Source organism: Nonomuraea sp. KM88 (assembly GCF_052245635.1).
Classification (GTDB): Bacteria; Actinomycetota; Actinomycetes; order Streptosporangiales; family Streptosporangiaceae; genus Nonomuraea.
This window is the reverse complement of the sequence record NZ_JBQQCC010000006.1, coordinates 22,235-43,873: the sequence shown is the minus strand read 5'-3', so window position 1 is coordinate 43,873 and position 21,639 is coordinate 22,235. Positions and strand designations below refer to the sequence as shown.

The following is a 21,639-nucleotide window of genomic DNA, read 5'->3' as shown; positions in this document are numbered from 1 at the left end:
CATGCCCCCGACCACGAAGACGAGAACACGCAGGCGTACGCTCCGCCAGATCCTCGGCGGAGCGCGCCGGCGGGTTCGTCGTGCGGCGGGCAGGACGCGCAGCGTGTGGCGGCGCTCGCTGCAGCTCCAGGTCGTCACCAGCACGCTGGTGATCTCCGTGATCGTGGTGGTGGTGCTCGGCACCTTCCTGTTCGGCCAGATCAACAAGTCGGTGGTCGACAGCAGCCAGCGGTCCTCCGTCAGCGACGCGTTCGCCGACCGCCTGCAGATCGCCGACGCCCTGGCCCCCGACACGGACGAGCAGACCAAGACCGCCGACACCGTCAAGAGCGGCGCGGTCAACCCGCTGGACGAGGTCATGGACACCGTCACGGGCTCGGGCGAGGACGGCTCCAAGAAGCGCTACGACGTGCTGATCCTCAACCCGGCCACCCCGGGCCAGTCGCGGGCGTCCGGCAGCGTCGTGCGCTCCAGCGTGCCCGCCAACCTCAGGGCGCACCTGCAGCGCTACATGCGCAACCACGAATACGGCAAACCCGTCGGGAACGTCCAGCAGATCAAGTTTCCCGGCGAGAGCCAGCCCCGGCTCACCTTCGTGGTCGGCGGCGTGGTGCACGTGCCCACCAGCGGCCAGAACTACGAGGTCTACCACTTCTTCCCGTTCGACGAGGAAGAGGAGCTGCTCACCAACGTCAGGCTCGCCATCGTCGTGGTGGGACTCGGCCTCGTGCTGCTGCTCGCCGCGATCGCGTACCTGGTCGCCCGCCAGGTCGTCTCCCCCGTACGGCTCGCGCGCCAGGCCGCCGAGCGCCTCGCCGCCGGCAAGCTGGACGAACGCCTCAAAGTGCGCGGCGAGGACGACCTGGCCCGGCTGGCGAACTCGTTCAACGAGATGGCCGCCAACCTGGCGCTGAAGATCCACCAGCTGGAGGAGCTCTCGCAGGTCCAGCGGCAGTTCGTCTCCGACGTCTCCCACGAGCTGCGCACCCCGCTGACCACCGTGCGCATGGCCGCCGACCTGCTCTACGACGCCCGCGAGGACTTCGACCCGATGGCCTCCCGCTCCGCCGAGCTCATGCAGGCGCAGCTGGAGCGGTTCGAGGCGATGCTGGCCGACCTGCTGGAGATCAGCCGCTACGACGCCGGCGCCGCCACGCTCGACCTCGAGCCGGTGGACGTGCGCGACGTCGTGCTGCGGGCCATCGGCGACTCCGAGGCGCTGGCCGAGCGCCACTCGACCCGCTTCGAGCTGCGGCTGCCCAACGAGCCGTGCATGGCCGAGATCGACAACCGCAGGGTCGAGCGCATCCTGCGCAACCTGCTGTTCAACGCGATCGAGCACGGCGAGGGCAGGGACGTCGTGGTCACCGTGGGCGCCGACAGGGACGCCGTCGCCATCGCCGTGCGCGACCACGGGATCGGCCTGAAGAACGGCGAGGACACGCTGGTGTTCGACCGGTTCTGGCGGGCCGACCCGTCGCGTGCGCGCACCATCGGCGGCACGGGGCTCGGGCTGGCGATCTCCCGCGAGGACGCCACGCTGCACGGCGGCTGGCTCCAGGCGTGGGGGCAGCCGGGCGAGGGGTCGCAGTTCAGGCTGACGCTGCCCCGGGCGGCAGGGGCCGACCTGAAGGGCTCGCCGCTGTCGCTGGTGCCGCCGGAGATCGAGATGCGGCGTACGTGGCGCGGCGCCATGACTCCCGTACTGCTGCCCGCCTCGGCGGACGGGGGCGGTCATGACGACGATTAGGCGGCTCGGCGCCGCGGTCGCGATCGCTCTCGCCATGGTCGTCGCGGGCACCGGGTGCACCGTGATCCCCGTGACCGGCCCGTACATGGTGGGTGACGACGGCACCGGCGGCGACCCGCTGAACAAGCCGTTCCAGCGCATGATCGCCATGCCGCCCCAGCCGAACTGGGGGCCCGAGGACACCATCAAGGGCCTGCAGGCCGCCATGGCCGCCTACGCCGACGACCCGTCGATCCTGCCCCAGTACCTGACCCCCGAGGCACGGGGCAAGTGGAGCGCCGCCGGCCCGGTGAAGGTGATCGAGGACGCGTTCGAGATCACCTATCCCACGCCGCGCGACGGCACGGAAACCGTGCTGCAGGTGACGCTCAAGGCCCAGTGGGTGGCCAGCATCGGGACCGACGACGCCTATGCCCCCACGGCCGGCACCTGGGACGGCGGGACGTTCGAGCTGGTCAAGACCCAGCAGGGCGGCTACCTCGTCAACAAGCTGCCCGCCGGGCTCCTGCTCACCAACTCCGACGTGGTGCGCGCGTACCGCCCCGCGAACCTCTACTACCTGAACGCCGACATGCCGGACCGGCTCGTCGTCGACCGCGTGCGCCTGCGGATGAAGCCGACGGAGAGCTTCGCGCGGACCATTCTCGAACGCCTGCTCAAAGAGCCCACCACGGCCCTTCGCGACGCGGTGACCACGAGCTTCCCCGAGGACACGACGATCGAGTCCATCAGGTGGAACGAGGAGCGCGTGCTGGTCAACCTCTCCGGCCCGCTCGATCCGCTCGACCTGAGCGCGGAGGCCGCACTCAGGGCGCAGATCAGGCACAGCTTCGCCGACAACGACGTCGCCAAGGGGCGCATCATCGAGATCCAGGTCGATGGCGAGACGTACGCCGTCGACCGGCCGGATCCCGCGGACCCCTGGCTGGACGACGGGGGCGACACCGCCTACTTCGTCGACAACGGCGCCGTGCACTTCATGGGGAAGGAAGGCCCCGCCGGCGCCGTGCCGGGCGCCGCGGGCGAGCAGCGCGCGGGCTACACCGACTTCGCCCTGTCGAAGGAGGAGACGGCCCTCATCGCCGCCAAGACCTCCACCGGCATCTCCATGGCCAAGCTCGCGCAGGACGGGCGCTGGCAGGAGGTCATCCAGGGCACGGAGCTCACGCCGCCGACGTTCCACCGGGACGGGACCCTGTGGACGTACGACAACAAGAACGGCGTACTGCTCCGGTACGACCCGGGGAGCGGGCGGGGGCCAGAGCGGGTCTCGGCGCCCAAGCTCGCCGGCCTTGACGTCGCCCGCCTGAGGATCGCCAGGGACGGCGTGCGGGTGTCCGTCACCACGGGCGAGAACACCGTGCAGATCGGCGCGCTCACCTCCACTCCCGACGGGCTCGTGCTCGGCAACTTCCGCAGCCTGACCACGACCGAGGTGGGAGACGAGATCGTCGACGTCACCTGGAGCGATGACGAGCACCTGCTGGTCCTGGTGGAGAGCAAGGCCGGGCAGATACTGAACGAGATCAACGTGGGCGACGGGGAGACGGTGGGAGTGCCGTTGAAGGACCGGCTCGCCTCGCTCGCGGCGCTGGACGACCGGGTGCTGGGAGAAGTGCGGACCGACAAGGAGACGAAGATCGTCGAGCTGAACCAGGACCGCCAGACCTGGGTCCCGAAGGTCGAGTCCAACGCCGGCAGCCCTCTCTTCCCCCTGGGCTGACCTGCCGCTCCGCCTTACCGGTCCGCCGGGTTCGCCGCTGCGTGGTCGCCGGGAACTGTCGGTGCCGGGCGGCATGCTGGGCCGCGTGGTGACTGCCGTTCTCGATCTGGTTCTCCCCGGCACGTGCGCGGGCTGCGGCGCCAAGGGGGCGCGCTTGTGCGACGGCTGCGTCGCCGAGCTGACCGCGTCACCCGCCCCGCGCAGGCCCGACCCGTCCCCGCCCGGCCTGCCCGACTGCTGGTCGGCGGCGCCCTACACCGGCGTGGTCAGGAAGGCGGTGGTGGCCTACAAGGAGCGCGGCGCGGTGGCGCTGGCCGGGGTGCTGGCGCAGGCGGCGACGTTCACCGCCGTGACGGCGATCGGGCGGACGCGGGCATCGTGGGCGCGTGGCCGGTTCGCGGTGGTTCCCGTGCCCAGCGCGCGGCGGAGCCTGCGCGGCAGGGGGCACGATCCGGTGGGGCGGCTGGCCGTGCTGGTCGCGCGCGACCTGCGGGCGCTGGGGCTGCCGGCGCGGGCGTGGACGGGGCTGGTCCAGGCCTGGGGCGTGGCCGACCAGGCGGGCCTGAGCTCGGCCGAGAGGGCCGCCAACCTCGCGGGGTCACTCCAGGTCGCCTCGCCCGCCGGAGGCCCTCCAGCGCCCGTTGCGCTGCTCCTGGACGACATCGTGACCACCGGCGCCACGCTCGCCGAGGCCGCGCGGGCGCTGCGGTCGGCCGGCGTGAAGACGCCGCTGGCGGTCACCGTCGCCGCGACACGCCGAAGATCTTGTAAGTCGTTACGGTGACGGTGAGTAAAGAAAGATCCAATTCGCCGCTCTAGCCTGAAGGTGACATGTGCCTTGCCCGAGTGACATGCCGGGGCAGCTCAGCAGTCAGGACGTTCGCGCCCGTAAGGGGTGCCGACCGGGTGTGCCGGGCCTGGGAATGCGCTTTCCATACCGTGGAAAATCACGGAAAGTGATCGTTTGATCATCCCTCCGGCTGACATTCTCCCTGGATACGGATAGCGTTCTGACATGGCACCCGTTCGGGTCCGTGGTTGCGCAGGGCCGGTGTTCCCGGCTCTGCTAGCCGATGCCAGCCGCAGGCAAAACGGTCCACGTAAGGCGACTCTTTGTCGACCGATCACGGTGCGGCTTAGGGGTAAGTCCTGCCTTCCCGAGGGGCCAGATGTCCCTCGCCAGAAGAGAAGGGCAGTAGTGGCGACTGAGCTGCGAGACCCTCAGCAGGCGGATGTGGGGTCGAAGACCAGGTCGGCCGGGCGGGTGCCCACTGAGTTCCCGGTGACGGCGAGTCGGAAGAGGGTAACGGTGGCAGAAAGGCAGACAGAAGACCCCGCCCGGCACGCGCATCGTCGGGCGCTCTTGCTCAGTCGTTAGACGAAGGGGGGCTGTTGCATGGACATCATCGTCAAGGGCCGGCACACAGGAGTGAGTGAACGGTTCCGAGACCACGTGACGACCAAGCTGGCCAGGATCGAACGTCTGGACAACCACATCATCCGAGTCGACGTGGAGGTGTCGAAGGAACGCAACCCGCGCCTCGCCGACCGACGCGAGCGCGTCGAGCTCACCATTCACTCGAAAGGACCGGCCATCCGCGCCGAGGCGTCGGCCGACGACCGGTTCGCAGCCCTCGATCTCGCCCTCGACAAGCTGGAAGGCCGCCTCAGGCGCCTGGCCGACCGGCGCAAGGTCCATCACGGCAACCACTGCCCGCCCTCTGTGGCGGAGATCACCGCGACGCTTCCTGACGCCGCCGGGCTTCCCCCGGTCACCCGGCCATCCGTCCCCGAGCAGGCCCAGGAGCCGGACGAGGACGAGCAGGAGAAGAGCGACCGGCTCTACGACGACATCGTCCCGATCGAGATGGACGGCGACGGTCCGCTCATCGTCCGGGAGAAGTTCCACAAGGCGGAGCCCATGACCATCGACCAGGCCCTCCTCGAGATGGAGCTGGTCGGACACGATTTCTACCTGTTCCGTGACAAGGAGAGCGGCCAGCCGTGTGTCGTCTACAACAGACGCGGTTACAACTATGGTGTGCTGCGGCTCGTAGAGCCCTGACAGCGCGCTGAAAGATCTTCTCGACCACCCGAGAACCGCGGCACCCGTGCCATCATGGCGGTTCAACGGCTCTGGCCCCCCGACGAGGAGGAGACGTGAGCGAGCTCAGTCAGGTTCAGATGAGCGAGCGAAGCGACGAACACACAGTCGCGAGGCTGCGCAAGGAGGCCTCGTGACCGAGTCCGGCGAGGTCCGCGCGTCCGAGAGCGAGCCGATCCGCGTGCTGATCGTGGACGATCACGAGCTGATCAGGCGCAGCCTGGCGCTGGCGCTGGCCGCTGAGCCCGACATCGAGGTGGTCGGTGAGGCGAGCGACGGGCAGGAGGCGGTCGAACTGGCCGACCGCCTCATGCCCGACGTCGCTCTCATGGACGTGCGCATGCCGCGGCAGGACGGCATCGAGGCGGCGAAGGGCATCAAGGCCTCCGTCCCGAGCACCCGCATCATCATGCTGACGGTGAGCGACGAGGAGGAAGACCTCTTCGAGGCCATCAAGGCGGGCGCCACCGGCTATCTGCTGAAGGACGTCCAGATCAACGACGTCCCCGCCGCGGTGCGCGGCGTGCACGAGGGCCAGTCGTTAATCAACCCGGCGATGGCGGCCAAGCTCATCACCGAGTTCGCCAACATGAGCCGCAAGGAGGCCGAGCGCCCGCCCCAGCTTCCCGTGCCCCGGCTGACCGACCGGGAGATGGAGGTGCTGCGGCTGGTGGCCAAGGGCATGAACAACCGCGAGATCGCCAAGCAGCTGTTCATCTCCGAGAACACCGTGAAGAACCACGTGCGCAACATCCTCGACAAGCTGCAACTGCACTCGCGCATGGAAGCCGTGGTCTACGCGGTGCGCGAACGCATGCTGGAGATCACCTAGGAAGCTCCACGAGCACGGTGATGGGCTCCGGCTGGACCCCCGCCCTGGGCGCCCCGTCGAAGATCTCGGACAGGGCGCCTCTCGAAACGGTGCTCAACCCCTCCTGGCCGTGCTCAGGATCGTTGCGAGTTCAGGAGGGTCGGCGCGGTCGACGCGGACGGAGTCGCAGCCGACCCAGTCGGCCGCCGACCACAGGGCCTCGCGCAGGGCGTCGGCCCACCGGGCGGAGGAGAGGCCGGGCTCCAGGCTGAGCTGCCTGGCCACCAGCGTGGTGCCTTCGCGCGCCGGGTCGACGCGGCCGATCAGCCGGCCGCCGGCCAGCACCGGCATCGTGAAATAGCCGTGGACGCGCTTGTGCTTGGGCACGTAGAGCTCCAGCGTGTAGCGGAAGCCGAAGACGCGCTCGGTGCGGCCGCGGTGCCAGATGAGCGAGTCGAACGGCGACAGCAGCGTCGTGCGGTGGCGGCCGCGCGGCTCGGATGCCAGGGCGGCCGGATCGGCCCAGGCGTTGGCGAGGCCCTTCTTGCCCGGCCAGCCGGTGACGGCGACGGGCACCAGCCCCGCGGCCCCGCTCAGCAGCACCTCGTCGAGTGTCGCCGCGTGACGCCCCTTGAGCCGGAGGAAGTCGATCAGGTCGGTGCGGTTGGCCACGCCCAGCGAACGGCCCGCGATGGCGGCCAGGCGCGTGATGCACTCCTCGTCGGGCAGGTCGTCGCCCAGCAGGTCGGCGGGGACGGCGCGCTCGGCCAGGTCATAGACGCGCCGCCAGCCGACGCGGCGGGTGCAGACCAGCTCGCCGATGTCGAGCAGCCACTCCAGGCCGATCTTGGAGTCGGACCAGTCCCACCACGGGCCGCCGTTCTTGGCGCCGCCCACGTCGGACGTCGTCAGCGGCCCCGACTCGCGCACCTTCTCCAGCAGCTTGTCGACGTCGTCGGGGACCTCGTGCCAGCGGAAGCGCCGCTCGCGGTAGGCGCGGCGGCGGAACGAATAGAGCGGCCAGTGCTCGATGGGCAGGATGCAGGCGGCGTGGCACCAGTATTCGAAGCTCTGGGCGGGGTTGTGCCAGTATGCGCGCTCGATCTTGGACCTGCCGACCGCGCCCAGGCGGGCGTAGGCGACCAGCTCGTGGGAGCGGGCGAGGACCGAGATCGTGTCGAGCTGCACGGCGCCCAGCCTGCGCAGCATGGCGTGCACCCCACCCTTGCGCGTGTCGGCCCCGATGAGGCCCTGGGCGCGCAGGATGATGCGTCGTGCCTCGTCGGCGGTCAGATCCGGTAGGGGGGTCATGTCGGCATGTCCGTACGGCGGTGCATGCGAGCAATCTAGTGGCGGCCACCGACAGAACCGCCCGCCCGGCCGCCGGGATGAGGGGAACACGGCCTTCAGGCCCTGGCTCACGGACGTGCCGGACGGGCACCCGCAGACCGTTCGGGGTGCGCCGGGGAGAGCGGGATGGGTAGCGACGTAGGGGGGCGCGGGGCGGGACACGCCCGGGGGATCGCTGGAACGAAAAAACGGCGGGCGGCCCACTGGATGGGCGCCCGCCGTGCGAAGCGTACGTCAGCGGTGGTCTTCGGCTCGCATGCCCACGCGCGGAGCGTCGATCACGACGTCGGTGAAGATGTCGAAGACGAGAGCGAGGATGCCGCCCACGACGAACACACCGGCACCGATCCAGACGAGCGTCCAGTTACCGGCGGTCAGCCCGAAGCCGGCCACCACCGTGCCCACCAGCATCACGGTCACCGCCAGCCACGATGATGCGCGCCCGCCGTGGCTGCCAAGATTCTCGGTTTGCTCCGACTTCTTCCCCTCAACCATGACAAATCCTTCCTTTGCCGGTTATCGCGCTATTGGTGCGAGCCGGCTCTCAACCGGCATATCCTCTGCCTTAAGCCCATTCTCCCAGACCAGTCTTGCGCCCTCGTCGGCACGGTGGCTGTGTCTGCTTGCGGAACCACCTACCATGGCAACGGGGAAGTTTGTCTCGGCCTCTCCTCCTGGCGGCGCCGCCGGGGTAGACCTGCGAGGAGCTTTACATAAAGTGGCAGCCATTCTCGACAAGATCCTACGTGCCGGCGAAGGCAAGATCCTACGCAAGCTGAAGCGGTACGCAGACCAGGTCAACTCCATTGAGGACCATTTCACAGGCATGTCCGACGCGGAGTTGCGGGCGATGACGGACGAGTTCCGCAAGCGCCACGCCGAAGGCGAGAGCCTCGACGACCTGCTCCCCGAAGCGTTCGCGACGGTCCGTGAGACGGCCCGCCGGGTGCTCGGCCAGCGACCCTTCGACGTGCAGATCATGGGTGGCGCCAACCTTCACCTGGGCAACATCTCGGAGATGAAGACCGGTGAGGGCAAGACCCTGACCTGCACCCTGCCGAGCTATCTCAACGCGCTGGCCGGTAAGGGCGTGCACGTCGTCACGGTCAACGACTACCTCGCCAAGCGTGACGCCGAGAACATGGGGCGCATCCACCGTTTCCTCGGCCTCGAGGTCGGCTGCATCGTGTCGGGCCAGCAGCCCGACGAGCGCCGCAGGCAGTACGAAGCCGACATCACCTACGGCACCAACAACGAGTTCGGCTTCGACTACCTCCGCGACAACATGGCCTGGTCGCTCGACGAGTGCGTGCAGCGCGGCCACTTCTTCGCGGTCGTCGACGAGGTCGACTCGATCCTGATCGACGAGGCCCGCACGCCGCTGATCATCTCCGGCCCTGGCGAGCAGTCGGGCAAGTGGTACAACGAGTTCGCCAAGATCGTGCCCCGCCTGCGCAGGGGTGTCGAGGCGAAGAACCCCGGCGAGGAGAGCACCGGCGACTACGTCGTCGACGAGAAGAAGCGCACGGTCGGCATCCTGGAGTCCGGAGTCGAGAAGGTCGAGGACTGGCTCGGCATCGACAACCTCTACAAGCCGGAGCACACGCACCTCGTCGGCTTCCTGAACAACGCGCTCAAGGCCAAAGAGCTGTTCAAGAAGGACAAGGACTACATCGTCGCCGACGGCGAGGTGCTGATCGTCGACGAGTTCACCGGCCGCATCCTGCACGGCCGCCGCTACAACGAGGGCATGCACCAGGCCATCGAGGCCAAAGAGAGCGTCAAGATCAAGGACGAGAACCAGACGCTCGCCACGGTCACCCTGCAGAACTACTTCCGCCTCTACGACAAGCTGGCCGGCATGACCGGCACGGCCGTCACCGAGGCCAACGAGTTCAACAAGACCTACAAGCTCAACGTGGTCCCGATCCCGACCAACCGGCCGATGATCCGTAAGGACCAGGCCGACGTGGTCTACAAGACCGAGGACGCCAAGTTCAACGCGGTGGTCGACGACATCAAGGAGCGCTACGAAGCCGGGCAGCCGGTCCTCGTCGGCACGACCTCGGTGGAGAAGTCCGAGCGGTTGTCCAAGGCGCTCAAGCGGCGCGGCGTGCAGCACGAGGTGCTCAACGCGAAGAACCACGCGCGTGAGGCTTCGATCATCGCCGAGGCGGGCCGCAAGGGCGCCGTCACCGTCGCCACCAACATGGCAGGTCGAGGCACCGACATCCAGCTCGGCGGCAACCCCGAGTTCCGCGCCGACCTCGAGCTGCGCCAGCGCGGGCTCGACCCGGTCGAGACGCCGGAGGAATACGAGAAGGCCTACCCCGAGGCGCTGGAGAAGGCCAAGGCGGCGGTCAAGGCCGAGCACGACGAGGTCACCAAGCTCGGCGGCCTCTACGTCCTGGGCACCGAGCGGCACGAGTCGCGGCGCATCGACAACCAGCTGCGCGGACGCTCCGGCCGCCAGGGCGACCCCGGCGAGTCGCGGTTCTACCTGTCGCTCGGCGACGACCTCATGCGCCTGTTCAACTCGGCCAGGGTCGAGATGATCATGACCAGGCTGCAGATCCCCGACGACCAGCCGATCGAGTCCAACATCGTCTCCAAGGCGATCGCCTCCGCCCAGCACCAGGTCGAGCAGCAGAACTTCGAGATCCGCAAGGAAGTTCTGAAGTACGACGAGGTGATGAACCGCCAGCGCAAGGTCATCTACGCCGAGCGCCTCCGCGTGCTGGAGGGCGCCGACCTGCACGAGCAGGTGCGCGGCTTCATCAGCGACGTGATCGACGGTTACGTCCAGGGCGCCACGACCGAGGGTTTCGCGGAGGAGTGGGACCTCGAGAAGTTGTGGAAGGCGTTCGGCGAGCTCTACCCGGTCCAGGCCACGATCGAGGACATCGTCGAGGAGGCCGGCTCCCGCGAGGAGGTGACCGCCGAGCTGATCAGCGAGCGGATGAAGGCCGACGCGCTGGCCGCGTACACCAGGCGCGAGGAGGAGTTCGGTCCCGAGACCACGCGTGACCTCGAGCGCCGCGTGATCCTCTCGGTGCTCGACCGCAAGTGGCGCGAGCACCTCTACGAGATGGACTACCTGCGCGAAGGCATCGGCATGCGGGCCTACGCGCAGAAGGACCCGCAGATCGAATACCAGCGCGAGGGCTACGAGATGTTCTCCGCGATGCTCGAGGGCATCAAGGAGGACTCCGTCGGCTTCCTGTTCAACCTCGAGGTCGAGGTGCAGGAGAATCCGATCGTCGCCGAAGAGGACGACGCCCTGGCGGAGACCCGTTCGATCATCGCGCGCGGGCTGCGGGGTCCCGAGCGGCCGGCCGAGCTCGAATACTCGGCGCCGGGCGAGCAGGGAGAGGTCGAGCACACCCGGGTGCGCACGACCTCTGCCGAGCGGGCCGCCTACGGCAACGTGGAGCGCAACGCGCCTTGCCCGTGCGGGTCGGGCAAGAAGTACAAGCGCTGCCACGGCGACCCGAAGAACGCCGCCTGACGGTTCCTGCGAAGACCCTCACCTCTCCGGGGTGGGGGTCTTCTGCGCTGTACGGACCCGCACCCTCTTCGGACGGCCGGTTGCGCGCGACCTCGTCAGGCGGTCTCGAAGTCGGTGCAGAGCCATTGGTGGCCGCGTCGTTCCAGGCGGGCGGCGAGCACGTGGTCGCGCTCGCCGCAGTGGACGACCACGCACATCTCCAGGGCGCCTTCCCTGGGTTCGGTCACGTGCGGCCTCCCGGCGAACGGGGGGCGGCTGGACGCGATCATCCGCCCGGCCCTGACGAGGTCCAGGTAGGCCCGCTCGGTGAGCCGGCCGGCCAGCGTCTCGGGCGGGCGGCGGCCGGTGAGCACCTCCGCCAGGGCCTGCCCCAGATGGCGTAGCCTGCGCTCGTCCGGGGCCGCCCCAGGTGCTCCCCACACCAGGGGACGCGCGTCCAGGGCCAGGGCTCCGTGGGTCCGGGACGCCGCGTCGCCCGCCCCGCGCCGCCCGTCGTCGTAGGGCGGCTCGGGGGCGGGGGTGATGCCGACGTGGGGTGGTGCGGACACGCATCCTCCAGGTGCTCGGGCGGAGAAACAAACGTCATAAGGAGTTTTCGGCCCGGCCCAGGAATACAGCGGTCACCAGCTTCCCCGGCTGGGGTCGCTTCTTGTCCCGCTGTGCGAAGAAGGTCCTCCCGAGCTGGATCCCCCTCGTCGAGGGCTGTGCGCCGTTTCGGGCGCGGAGCGGCGTACGCATCGGCCGTCCTGAACTCAGGCCGGTTCGCGGCCGGGCGTGGGGAGGTTCAGGGAGCGGATCAGTACGGTGAACAGCACGTAGTAGAGCACCAGGTACACCAGCCCGAACCCGACGATCAACCCCAGCTCGTGCGTGTTGGACTTGCCGGCGTTCAGCAGCAGGTCGATGGCGCCGCCGGAGAACGTGAACCCGAGGCGCGCCCCCAGCTCGGCCATCAGCGCCATCGACAGGCCGGTCAGGAGCGCGTGCACGCCGAACAGGATCGGCGCCACGAAGATGAAGGCGAACTCCAGGGGCTCCGTGATGCCGGTGACGAAGGCCGTCAGGCCGGCGGAGAGCATGATGCCGCCGACGGCCTGGCGGCGGGCGGGGTCGGCGGCCCGCCACATGGCCAGGGCGGCGCCCAGGAGGCCGAACATCATGACGGGGAAGAACCCGGTCATGAAGATGCCGGCGCCCTGCTCGCCGGCGAAATAGCAGTTGAGGTCCCCGGCCGCGTCCCTGGTCGCGCCGTTCACGCCCGCGCGGCACTCCGGCAGGGTGAACCAGACGATGGTGTTGAGTACGTGGTGCAGACCGAGGGGGATGAGCAGGCGGTTGGCCACGCCGTAGATGCCGGTGCCGACGGTGCCGTGGGCGGACAGCCAGTCGCCCGCCTGCGCCAGCCAGTCGCCGATCGGCCGCCACAGCAGGCCGAAGGCGACGCCGAGGAGGAGGGCGGCGACCGCGGTGATGATGGGTACGGAGCGGCGCCCGCCGAAGAAGGCCAGCCACGAGGGCGGTTTGAGCCGGTGGAACCGCTGCCAGAGCAGGGCGGCGGTGATGCCGATGAGGATGCCGCCGAGGACCCCGGTCGGGTTCTGCGCTCCGAGGTCGAGTGCGGGGGTGCCGTCGCGCAGCAGCACCGTCACCTTGTCGTGGACGGCGCCCTGGCCGGCATCGAAGAAGAGGGTCTTGGTCACCCGGTCGAAGACGAGGTAGCCGACGACGGCGGCGAGCGCGGTGCTGCCGTCGGACTTGCGGGCGAAGCCGATGGCCACGCCCACGGCGAACAGCAGCGGCAGGTTGTCGAAGAGGGCGCCGCCCGCCGCGGCGAGCACGCCGGCCACCGGGAGGAGCCAGGGCAGGACGCCGCCCAAGCCGCCGGCGCCCAGGAGGTCGTCCTGGCCGAAGCGGAGGAGCAGGCCCGCGGCGGGGAGCACCGCGATGGGCATCATGAGCGAGCGTCCCACGCGCTGCAGCCCGCCGAACACCGACGACCAGCCAGGGCTCATGACGGTGGTCCCCCCACATCGCTCGCGGGGGTCGCGGGGATTACTACCCCGGGGCGGATCGCGGGGAACCGGCGCCGGTCTCGCCGGAGTCGACGTCCGGTTCGGGTTCCCGGCCGGGTGTCAGGATGTTGAGCCTGCGGATCAGGAACGTGAAGACGACGTAGTAGAGCACGCCGTAGACGGCGCCCAGGGCGAGGATGCCGGGTAAGTTCTCGGTGTTGGACTTGCTGGCGTTCAGCAGCAGGTCGAGCAGGCCGGCGGAGAAGCCGAAGCCCAGCTGCCCGCCGATCAGCGTGGTCAGCGCCATGGCCAGGCCGGTCAGGATCGCGTGCACCACCAGGAGCAGCGGCGCCACGAAGATGAAGGCGAACTCGATCGGCTCCGTGATGCCGGTGACGAACGACGCCAGCGCCGCCGACAACATGATGCCGCCCACGCTGGCCCGCCGGTGCGGCGGCGCGGCGCGCCACATGGCCAGGGCGGCGGCGGGCAGGGCGAACATCATGATGGGGAAGAAGCCGGCCATGAACTGGCCCGCGTGCGCCGCGCCGCCGAAATAGCAGTTCCAGTCGCCGCCCAGCAGCTGGCCGCCGACGTCGCACTGCGGCACCACGTGCCAGACGACGGAGTTGGCGAAGTGGTGCAGGCCGAGGGGGATGAGCAGGCGGTTGATCAGCCCGTAGATACCGGTGCCGATGGGGCCGATCGCGGTGAGGGCCTCGCCCGCGTGCCGGATCCACTCGCCGAGCACCGGCCAGAGCCAGCCGAAGAGCACGCCGATGAGCAGCGCCACGATGACGGTGATGATCGGTACGAACCTGCGCCCGCCGAAGAACGCCAGCCACGACGGCAGCTTGATGCGGTGGAACCGCTGCCAGAGCAGGGCCGCGACTAGGCCCATGACGATGCCGCCGAGGACCTGGGTGGGGTTCTGCATGCCGTAGTTGATGATCTCGACGACGCCCTGGTCCTGGACCTCCTTGATCGCGACGGTGTCGCGGATGTCGGAGCCGAAGAACATCACCTTCGTGACCCGGTCGAAGACCAGGTAGCCGACCATGGCGGAGAGCGCGGTGCTGCCGTCGGACTTGCGAGCGAAGCCGATGGCCACGCCCACGGCGAACAGCAGGGGCAGGTTCTCCAGCAGCGCGCCGCCGGCCGCGGCCAGGACCTCGGCCACCTGGCCCACCCAGGCGAATCCCGCCACGTCCGCGAGGCCGCCGGGTTCGGCGCCGTTCGAGCCGAGCATGTCGGGCTGGCCGACGCGGAGCAGCAGGGCCGCCGCGGGCAGGGCGGCGATGGGCAGCATCAGGGAGCGGCCCAGCCGCTGGAGCACGGTCATCACGCGGGCGCCCGGCGAGGGCCGGGCGGCGGTGGTCTCGTTCACCGGGCGTTCCTCCGGGGGTGAGGGCCGACCCTCAGGGCTCGAGTAGGGTGCGCAGCTGGTAGCGGTCGGCGCGGTAGGTGGACACGCCCAGCTCCGCGCAGACGCCACCGGCGAACGACCTGCGCTGGAGCAGCAGCACGGCCCCGCCGCGCGGCAGTTTCAGCAGGTCGGCGTCGCTCGGGTCGGCGATGCCGCCGTCGATGGTGAGCTCGCCGGCGTCCATGACGAGACCGTAGCGGCTCTCCAGCAGCTCATACAGTGATTTGTCGGACAAGTCGTGGTCGGCTAGACCGGGGGCGAGCTTGACCGGGATGTGCGCCCGCTCGATGGACAGCGGCTCCCCGTCGGCCGTGCGCAGGCGCTCGATGAAGTGCACCTCCTCGCCCGGCTGGATGCCCAGCTCCTTGGCCAGGTGGGCGCTGGCGCGCACGATCCTCCTGTCGAGGTCGCGCGAGCCGGGGATCATGCCGCGGGCCCTCATGTCGTCGGTGAACGAGGTCAGCTGCAGCGCCAGCTCGATCTTGGGCCGGGCCACGAACGTGCCCTTGCCGGGGACGCGGTGCAGGCGCCCCTCGGAGACGAGGTGGTCGACCGCCTGCCGTACGGTCATTCTGGACAGGCCGAAACGCTGGCAGAGCTCGCGCTCGGAGGGGATGGCGGCGCCGATGCTGAGCTCGTCGCTGTCGATGAGGTCCAGCAGGATCTCGCGAAGCTGGAAGTATTTGGGCACCGGGCTGTCCGGATCGATGTGCGCCACGGATCCTCCTCTCGAACCGACCAGGGCAATGAGTTATGGTTCGTACTGGTCTAGTCCGGACTAGACCACATGTCGTAAAAGACGGTCAAGTCTAAGCCCCACGGATTTGAGGGATGAGCCCGAGATGACGACGAAGATGCGCCGCGAGATCGCCCAGCAGCCGGCCGCGCTGCAGGCCACGCTGGACGCCCTGCTCCCGAGGGTCGACGAAGTGCGCGCGGTGGGCGAGCACGCGAAGCAACTGCTGTTCATCGCGCGCGGCACCTCTGACAACGCGGCGGTGTACGGGCGCTACCTCGTCGAGTCGCACGCGGGCCGCCTGTCGGCGCTGGCCGCGCCGTCGATCGCGACGACGTACAAGCGCCGGCTCGACCTTGACGGCGTGCTGGCCGTGGCCATCTCGCAGTCAGGGCGTACGGAGGAGATCGTCGAGACGCTGGCCTGGGCGAAGGACTGCGGGGCGAGGACGGTCGGCGTCACCAACGGCGGCGCGGACAGCCCGCTGGCCCAGGCCGCCGACGTGGCCCTCTGCACGGTGGCCGGCGAGGAGGAGGCCGTGCCGGCGACCAAGACCTACACCACCCAGCTCGCCGCGCTGGCCGTGCTCGCGCTGGGTCTCGGCGCCGACGTGGACGTGGCGGAGCTGCGGCGGGTGCCCGAGGCCGTGGAGAAGCTCATCGCGGCACCTGGCGACCTCGACGCTCTCGTCGAAGGGCTGGTGGACAAGCCGGGCGTCGTGGTGTCGGGTCGCGGGCTGGCGTTCTCCACGGCTCTGGAGACCGCGCTGAAGCTCAAGGAGGCCTGCTACCTGCACGCCATGGGGCTGTCGTACGCCGACCTGCTGCACGGGCCCATCGCCGTGGTCGACGCCGACACCCCCGCGCTGCTGGTCGCCTCCGAGAACAGCCCCACCCTGCCCGGTACGGTCGCCCTGGCCGAGCGGGTGGTGGCCGCGGGGGCGGCGGCGTACACGATCGGGGGCGGCGAGGCGCTCGCGCGGGCGGGCACGGCCGCGCTCAACGGTCCCGACCTGCCCGAGTGGGTCGCGCCCATGGGCCTGATCGTGCCGGGGCAGCTGCTCACCGAGGCGCTCGCCCGCAGGCTCGGCGTCGACCCCGACGCGCCGCGCGGCCTCAACAAGGTCACTCAGACGGACTGATCACAAAGCGTCGTCTAGCCTGGTCAGAGTGTTAGCGCAAGGGAGGACCGGATGGCGGCTGACGTCAACGCGATCATCGCGGCGCTCGGCGGTGCCGGCAACATCATCGAGATAGAGCCCTGCATCACCCGGTTGCGTACGGAGGTGCGCGACGCGTCCATGGTCGACCAGGCGGCGCTCAGGGCGGCGGGCGCGCACGGCGTGATGGCCGCGGGCAACGTGGTCCAGGTCGTCGTCGGGCCGGAGGCGGACACGATCGCCAGCGACATCGAGGACATCATCGGCTGAGGGCGAGGTCATGACGACTGTTCTCGCCCCGGTCGAGGGGGCGGCCGTGGGGTTGGCCGCGGTGCCCGATCCGGTGTTCTCCGCGGGCATGGTGGGGCCGGGAACGGCGATCGATCCGCTCAGAGGGCCGGGCAAGGCCGTTGCTCCCATAGCGGGAAAAATCATGAAACTGCATCCGCATGCGTACGTCATCGTGGGGGACGACGGCAGAGGCGTGCTGGTGCATCTGGGCATCGACACGGTCCAGCTCAAGGGCGAGGGGTTCCGGCTGCTGGCGACCGAGGGCGACAGGGTGCGCGCCGGCCAGGCGGTGGTGGCGTGGGACCCGTCGGCCGTCGAGGCGGGCGGACGCTCGCCGGTCTGCCCGGTGGTCGCGTTGGACGCGCTCTCCGATGCGGTGACCGGGGTCGCACGGGGCAGGGTGCAGGCAGGAGACGAGCTGTTCATATGGGAATAGACCCGCTGCCAAGGCGTCACAATAGGCATGCCGCCGATCCGACCCCGATCGGCAGGCGCCGTACGAACCCGGGTCCGGCTGGTCCGGACCAGCGCAGAAGGAGGAAGAAGCAGATGGGTGAGCGCAAGGTCACCGTAGCGGCGGAGGTGGGGCTGCACGCCCGTCCCGCGGCGACGTTCGTGCAGCGGGCCAAACAGGCTCCGATGGACATCGCGGTGGCGAAGGCCCACGGCGGTGACCCCGTCAACGGCAAGAGCATTCTCGCAATCATGGGGCTCGACGTCCGCCAGGGCGAGACCGTCGTGATCTCCGCGGAGGGCGAGGGCTCGGAAGAGGTGCTCGACGAACTGGCAGAGATCGCCGGTAAGCCATGAATCTGCGGGGGGTGGGGGTCAGCCCGGGCATCGGGCACGGCCCCGCGTACGTACTGACCGCCTCCGTGCCCGAACCCCCCGAGGGCGCCACCTACACCGGTGAGGCGGAGCAGGAGAAGGAGCGCGCGATGGCCGCGCTCACCCGGGTCGCGGGCGAGCTGGAGGCCCGCGGCAACCAGGCGGGCGGCGAGGCGGAGGAGATCCTCAAGGCTCAGGCGCTGATGGCCGAGGACCCCGGCCTGGTCGTGAAGGTGCGCTCCCTGATCGACCGCGGGCTGGCCGCGCCGAGAGCGGTCTACGAAGCTTTCACGAAATATCGGGACGTGCTTGCCGGCTCCGGTGGATACCTGGGCGAGCGGGCCGCCGACCTCAACGACATCAGGGACCGCGTCGTCGCGCTCCTCTACGGGCACGCGATGCCAGGGCTGCCCGCCGCGCCGGCGGAGCCGTACGTGCTGGTCGCCCGGGACCTCGCGCCCGCCGACACCGCGCTGCTGTCCAGGGGCGACGTCGCCGCCTTCGTCACCGAGGAGGGCGGCCCCACCAGCCACACCGCGATCATCGCCAGGGCGATGGGCGTGCCCGCCGTCGTGGCCTGCCCGGGCGCGACCACCATCCGGCAGGGCGTGCGGGTGATGGCCGACGGCGGCTCGGGCGAGGTGCGCCTGGAGCCGGCCGAGTCCGACGTGGCCGAGGCCGTCGGCGCCGCGACGGCCAGGCGGGCCGCGGTGTCCGAGGCGGAGGGCCCCGGCCGGACCGCCGACGGCCACCTCGTTCCGCTTTTCGCGAACATCGGCAGCCCGGCCGACCTGGCCGCCGCCCGGGAGGCGGGGGCCGAGGGCATCGGCCTCTACCGGACCGAGTTCCTCTTCCTCGACCGCGCCGAGGCGCCGTCCGCCGAGGAGCAGCGGCGCGCCTACCAGGCGGCGCTGGAGGCGTTCCCCGGCGGCAAGGTCGTCGTCAGGACGCTCGACAGCGGCGCGGACAAACCGCTGGCGTTCCTGCCCTCCACCACAGAGCCGAACCCGGCGCTGGGCGAGCGGGGCCTGCGCGCGTTCCGCAAGTTCCCCGAGGTGCTGGAGGCACAGCTCGGCGCGCTGGCCGAGGTCGCGACCGACGACCTCATGGTGATGGCGCCCATGGTGGCCACGGCCGAGGAGAGCCACTGGTTCGCGCAGCGGTGCCGGGCCAAGGGGCTGCGCGGGGTGGGCGTGATGATCGAGATCCCGTCCGCCGCGCTGCGGGCCAAGGATCTGCTCGCCCCCGTGGACTTCGTCTCGGTCGGGACCAACGACCTGTCCCAGTACGCCTACGCCGCCGACCGCCAGCTCGGCGCCGTGAGCGCGCTCCAGGACCCGTGGCAGCCCGCGCTGCTCGACCTGGTCGCCATGGCCGCGCACGCCGCCCACGACGTGGGCAAGCCGTGCGGGATCTGCGGGGAGTCGGCCGCCGACCCCGCGCTGGCGTGCGTGCTCGTCGGCCTGGGGGCGACGACGTTGTCGATGGGGGCCGGGGCGCTGCCCGCCGTACGCGCCGGGCTGGCCGCGCACACCCTGCAGCAGTGCACGTTCGCGGCCGAGGCGGCGCGGGAGCAGACGACGGCGGGCGCCGCGCGTGCGGCGGCCCGCGTGCACCTTCCCGAACTCGCCAGGCTGGGGCTCTGACGGGAGGACGGGCCGCAGGCGTGCGGCCAGGCCGGGTCGTCGCACGGATACCTTAGGAGGCATGCCTCACTCCCCTCGACGCATCGCAACGGCAGGCATCCTGACGATCGCGCTCGCCGCGTGCGCCGGTGGCGGCGGTTCGGCGGGCACGACACCGCCGGGGAGTAAGGCGGCGCCGCCCACGCGGTCCACCCCCCAGCGCCCGCCCCAGACGCCGGACAAGCCCGATCCCGTCAAGAGCGCGCTGGCCGGGATGAGCGTCGCGGAGAAGGTGGGCCAGCTGTTCATGCCCGTTCTCTACGGCACCTCCGCCTCCTCGGTGTCGGGGGAGAACCACGCCCGCTACGGCGCCCAGACCCCGGCCAAGGTGATCAGGAAATACCACCTCGGGGGCGTGATCCTCTTCCCGCAGAACGTCAGGAGCTCCCGCCAGGTCGTCGATCTCACCAACGGCATGCAGCGCGCGGCCAAGGGCGTTCCCCTCCTGGTGGCCACCGACCAGGAGAACGGCCCGGTGTCGCGGATGTCCGCGCTCATGACCGACTTCCCCGGCGCGGGCGAGATCGGCGCGAAGAAGGACCTGTCGCTGTCGCGGGCCGTGGCCGCGGCCACCGGCCGGGAGTTGCGGGCGCTCGGCGTCAACCTCGACTTCGCGCCCGTCGCCGACGTCAACGTCAACCCGGGAAACCCCGTGATCGGCAGGCGGGCCTTCGGTGACGACCCGAAGAAGGTGGCCAAGATGGTCTCGGCGGCGGTCAAGGGCTTCGACGACGCGAAGATCGCCGCCACGGCCAAACACTTCCCCGGCCACGGCGACACGACCGTCGACAGCCACAGCGGGCTGCCCGTGATCAAGCACACCAGGGCCGAGTGGGAGCGGATCGACGCGCCGCCGTTCAAGGCCGCGATCGCCGCGGGCGTGGACGCCGTGATGAGCGCCCACATCGTCTTCCCCAAGCTCGACCCGTCGGGAGACCCGGCGACGCTGTCCAAGCCCATCCTCACCGGCCTGCTGCGGGAGAAGCTGGGCTTCAAGGGCGTGATCTCCACCGACGCGCTCAACATGGGCGGGGCGCGCACGAAGTACGACGACGGCGAGGTGGCGGTCCGTGCCGTGCTGGCCGGCGCCGACCTGCTGCTCATGCCCAACGACCTGCCCGAGGCCCACCGGGCGGTGCTGGCGGCGGTGAAGTCGGGCCGCATCTCCGAGCAGCGGCTCGACCAGTCGGTCACCAGGCTGCTCACGCTCAAGCTGTCGAAGGGCCTGCTGGCCGAGGCCCCCGTCGCCTCCGCCGAGGAGGCGGCCCGCGTGCTGCGCTCCGCCGAGCACCGCAAGCTGGCCGCCCGGGTCTCCGGCGGCTGACGCCCGGCCCCCGATCGGTGAGCGCCCGATGACCCCGTCGCTGGAGCTAGTGCGAGCCGCGTAGCCCGCTGGCGATGAACATCGCGGCCAGGATGGCGAACAGGAATGCCTGCAGAAACTGGATGAACATCTCGAACGCGGTCATCACGATCGTCACCAGCACGCCGACGACGCCGATGCCCGCGCCCAGCGGCGTGAGCCGCTCGAACAGGAACCAGAAGCCCACCGAGCTGAAGAAGGCGACGATGATGTGGCCGGCGAACATGTTCGCGAACAACCGCACGAAATGCGTGAACAGCGACGTGATGAACACCTCTGCCAGGATCATCGGGGCGTAGAGCCCGTACGCCCAGCCGGGCAGGCCCTCCAGGTGCACGATGCCCCTCAGGTAGCCGCGCAGGCCGTGGTGCCTGACGCCGAGGTAGAGCTTGATCCCGTAGACGGTGAGCGCCAGCACCAGGGGGAAGGCGATGTGCGCGGAGACGGGGAACTGAACGAACGGGACGATGCCCATCAGGTTCCAGACGAGCACGGTCAGGAAGATCGTGAGGAGCAGGCCCATCCACCGGTCGGAGTCCTGGCCGAGGTTGGGCTTGGCGATCTGCTCCCGTACGAACATGTAGACGTACTCGCCGAGGTTCTGGCGCCCGCGTGGCACGACTCTCGGCCGGGCGAACGCGGCCCAGCACAGGGCGATGATGATGGCCGAGCTGAGCAGGGCGATCAGCACCGGCTTGGTGAACCAGTGCGGCCCGCCGGGGAGGATCGGCGCGAACTCGAAGAGTTCGAGTCCGGGGGCCTGCCACTGGCCGGGGGAGGGATTCGGGCTGCTGGAGGTGATCAGGATCGTCGTCCGCACGGCGGTCCTTTCCGGGTAGCGTCCTAACGCTGGAAAATCACCCTAGCGATCGAAAATACGGGCATTTATGGGT

19 protein-coding genes are annotated in these 21,639 nt (G+C 70.0%); 12 read left to right on the top strand and 7 right to left on the bottom strand.

What is annotated here, in order from left to right; all coding sequences use genetic code 11:
- Nucleotide 1: 1 nt before the first annotated feature.
- The 5 genes from mtrB to ACTWPV_RS19575 all read left to right on the top strand — a co-directional run bounded on the left by mtrB (nt 2) and on the right by ACTWPV_RS19575 (nt 6,409).
- Nucleotides 2-1,750, top strand: a complete 1,749-nt coding sequence (gene mtrB / locus ACTWPV_RS19595; RefSeq protein ID WP_443152888.1) for an MtrAB system histidine kinase MtrB — start codon at nt 2-4, stop codon at nt 1,748-1,750.
- Nucleotides 1,737-3,473 (top strand): LpqB family beta-propeller domain-containing protein, encoded by a 1,737-nt coding sequence (locus ACTWPV_RS19590; protein ID WP_443152887.1) that lies wholly within the window; start codon nt 1,737-1,739, stop codon nt 3,471-3,473. The genes mtrB and ACTWPV_RS19590 overlap by 14 nt, the downstream gene beginning before the upstream one ends.
- A gap of 85 nt (nt 3,474-3,558) precedes the next feature.
- Nucleotides 3,559-4,257: a ComF family protein gene (locus ACTWPV_RS19585; protein ID WP_443152886.1), complete on the top strand. Its 699-nt coding sequence runs from the start codon at nt 3,559-3,561 to the stop codon at nt 4,255-4,257.
- A gap of 612 nt (nt 4,258-4,869) precedes the next feature.
- A complete protein-coding gene (gene hpf, locus ACTWPV_RS19580; RefSeq protein WP_347643264.1) occupies nt 4,870-5,538 on the top strand; it encodes a ribosome hibernation-promoting factor, HPF/YfiA family in 669 nt (222 codons plus the stop codon).
- A gap of 172 nt (nt 5,539-5,710) precedes the next feature.
- Nucleotides 5,711-6,409, top strand: a complete 699-nt coding sequence (locus ACTWPV_RS19575; RefSeq protein ID WP_347643265.1) for a response regulator transcription factor — start codon at nt 5,711-5,713, stop codon at nt 6,407-6,409.
- 93 nt (nt 6,410-6,502) lie between these two features.
- Here the strand turns inward: ACTWPV_RS19575 and ACTWPV_RS19570 are convergent, their stop codons facing one another.
- Entirely contained in the window at nt 6,503-7,699 is a 1,197-nt protein-coding gene (locus tag ACTWPV_RS19570) for a winged helix-turn-helix domain-containing protein (protein WP_443152885.1), read from the bottom strand.
- A gap of 273 nt (nt 7,700-7,972) precedes the next feature.
- Complete coding sequence (locus ACTWPV_RS19565; RefSeq protein ID WP_132596035.1) at nt 7,973-8,233, bottom strand: HGxxPAAW family protein; 261 nt, start codon at nt 8,231-8,233, stop codon at nt 7,973-7,975.
- A gap of 223 nt (nt 8,234-8,456) precedes the next feature.
- Between ACTWPV_RS19565 and secA the strand changes: the two genes are divergently transcribed.
- Complete coding sequence (secA, locus tag ACTWPV_RS19560; RefSeq protein WP_443152884.1) at nt 8,457-11,246, top strand: preprotein translocase subunit SecA; 2,790 nt, start codon at nt 8,457-8,459, stop codon at nt 11,244-11,246.
- Between the two features lie 95 nt (nt 11,247-11,341).
- Here the strand turns inward: secA and ACTWPV_RS19555 are convergent, their stop codons facing one another.
- The 4 genes from ACTWPV_RS19555 to ACTWPV_RS19540 all read right to left on the bottom strand — a co-directional run bounded on the left by ACTWPV_RS19555 (nt 11,342) and on the right by ACTWPV_RS19540 (nt 15,402).
- A complete protein-coding gene (locus ACTWPV_RS19555; protein ID WP_443152883.1) occupies nt 11,342-11,794 on the bottom strand; it encodes an Rv3235 family protein in 453 nt (150 codons plus the stop codon).
- 204 nt (nt 11,795-11,998) lie between these two features.
- Nucleotides 11,999-13,258: a PTS transporter subunit EIIC gene (locus ACTWPV_RS19550; RefSeq protein WP_443152882.1), complete on the bottom strand. Its 1,260-nt coding sequence runs from the start codon at nt 13,256-13,258 to the stop codon at nt 11,999-12,001.
- A 43-nt stretch (nt 13,259-13,301) separates the two neighbouring features.
- Nucleotides 13,302-14,645 carry a PTS transporter subunit EIIC gene (locus ACTWPV_RS19545; protein ID WP_443152881.1) on the bottom strand — a complete coding sequence of 448 codons (1,344 nt, stop codon included), beginning with the start codon at nt 14,643-14,645 and terminating at the stop codon, nt 13,302-13,304.
- 31 nt (nt 14,646-14,676) lie between these two features.
- Nucleotides 14,677-15,402, bottom strand: a complete 726-nt coding sequence (locus ACTWPV_RS19540) for a GntR family transcriptional regulator (protein WP_347616450.1) — start codon at nt 15,400-15,402, stop codon at nt 14,677-14,679.
- A 124-nt stretch (nt 15,403-15,526) separates the two neighbouring features.
- On the opposite strand from ACTWPV_RS19540, the gene ACTWPV_RS19535 reads away from it, so the two are divergent.
- The 6 genes from ACTWPV_RS19535 (at nt 15,527) to nagZ (ending at nt 20,707) form a co-directional block, all read left to right on the top strand.
- Complete coding sequence (locus ACTWPV_RS19535; protein WP_443152880.1) at nt 15,527-16,561, top strand: SIS domain-containing protein; 1,035 nt, start codon at nt 15,527-15,529, stop codon at nt 16,559-16,561.
- A gap of 51 nt (nt 16,562-16,612) precedes the next feature.
- Nucleotides 16,613-16,849, top strand: a complete 237-nt coding sequence (locus ACTWPV_RS19530; RefSeq protein ID WP_347643273.1) for a PTS glucose/sucrose transporter subunit IIB — start codon at nt 16,613-16,615, stop codon at nt 16,847-16,849.
- Between the two features lie 10 nt (nt 16,850-16,859).
- Entirely contained in the window at nt 16,860-17,306 is a 447-nt protein-coding gene (locus ACTWPV_RS19525) for a PTS sugar transporter subunit IIA (RefSeq protein WP_347643274.1), read from the top strand.
- Nucleotides 17,307-17,419: 113 nt separating this feature from the next.
- The gene (locus ACTWPV_RS19520) at nt 17,420-17,680 is read left to right on the top strand and encodes an HPr family phosphocarrier protein (RefSeq protein WP_132596043.1); all 261 of its coding nucleotides are present in this window, start codon (nt 17,420-17,422) and stop codon (nt 17,678-17,680) included.
- The gene (gene ptsP / locus ACTWPV_RS19515; RefSeq protein ID WP_443152879.1) at nt 17,677-19,344 is read left to right on the top strand and encodes a phosphoenolpyruvate--protein phosphotransferase; all 1,668 of its coding nucleotides are present in this window, start codon (nt 17,677-17,679) and stop codon (nt 19,342-19,344) included. The genes ACTWPV_RS19520 and ptsP overlap by 4 nt, the downstream gene beginning before the upstream one ends.
- Before the next feature lie 61 nt (nt 19,345-19,405).
- Nucleotides 19,406-20,707 carry a beta-N-acetylhexosaminidase gene (gene nagZ, locus ACTWPV_RS19510; protein ID WP_443152878.1) on the top strand — a complete coding sequence of 434 codons (1,302 nt, stop codon included), beginning with the start codon at nt 19,406-19,408 and terminating at the stop codon, nt 20,705-20,707.
- 46 nt (nt 20,708-20,753) lie between these two features.
- On the opposite strand, the gene atpB is transcribed toward nagZ, so the two are convergent.
- Nucleotides 20,754-21,566: a F0F1 ATP synthase subunit A gene (atpB, locus tag ACTWPV_RS19505; RefSeq protein ID WP_443152877.1), complete on the bottom strand. Its 813-nt coding sequence runs from the start codon at nt 21,564-21,566 to the stop codon at nt 20,754-20,756.
- Nucleotides 21,567-21,639 lie beyond the last annotated feature (73 nt).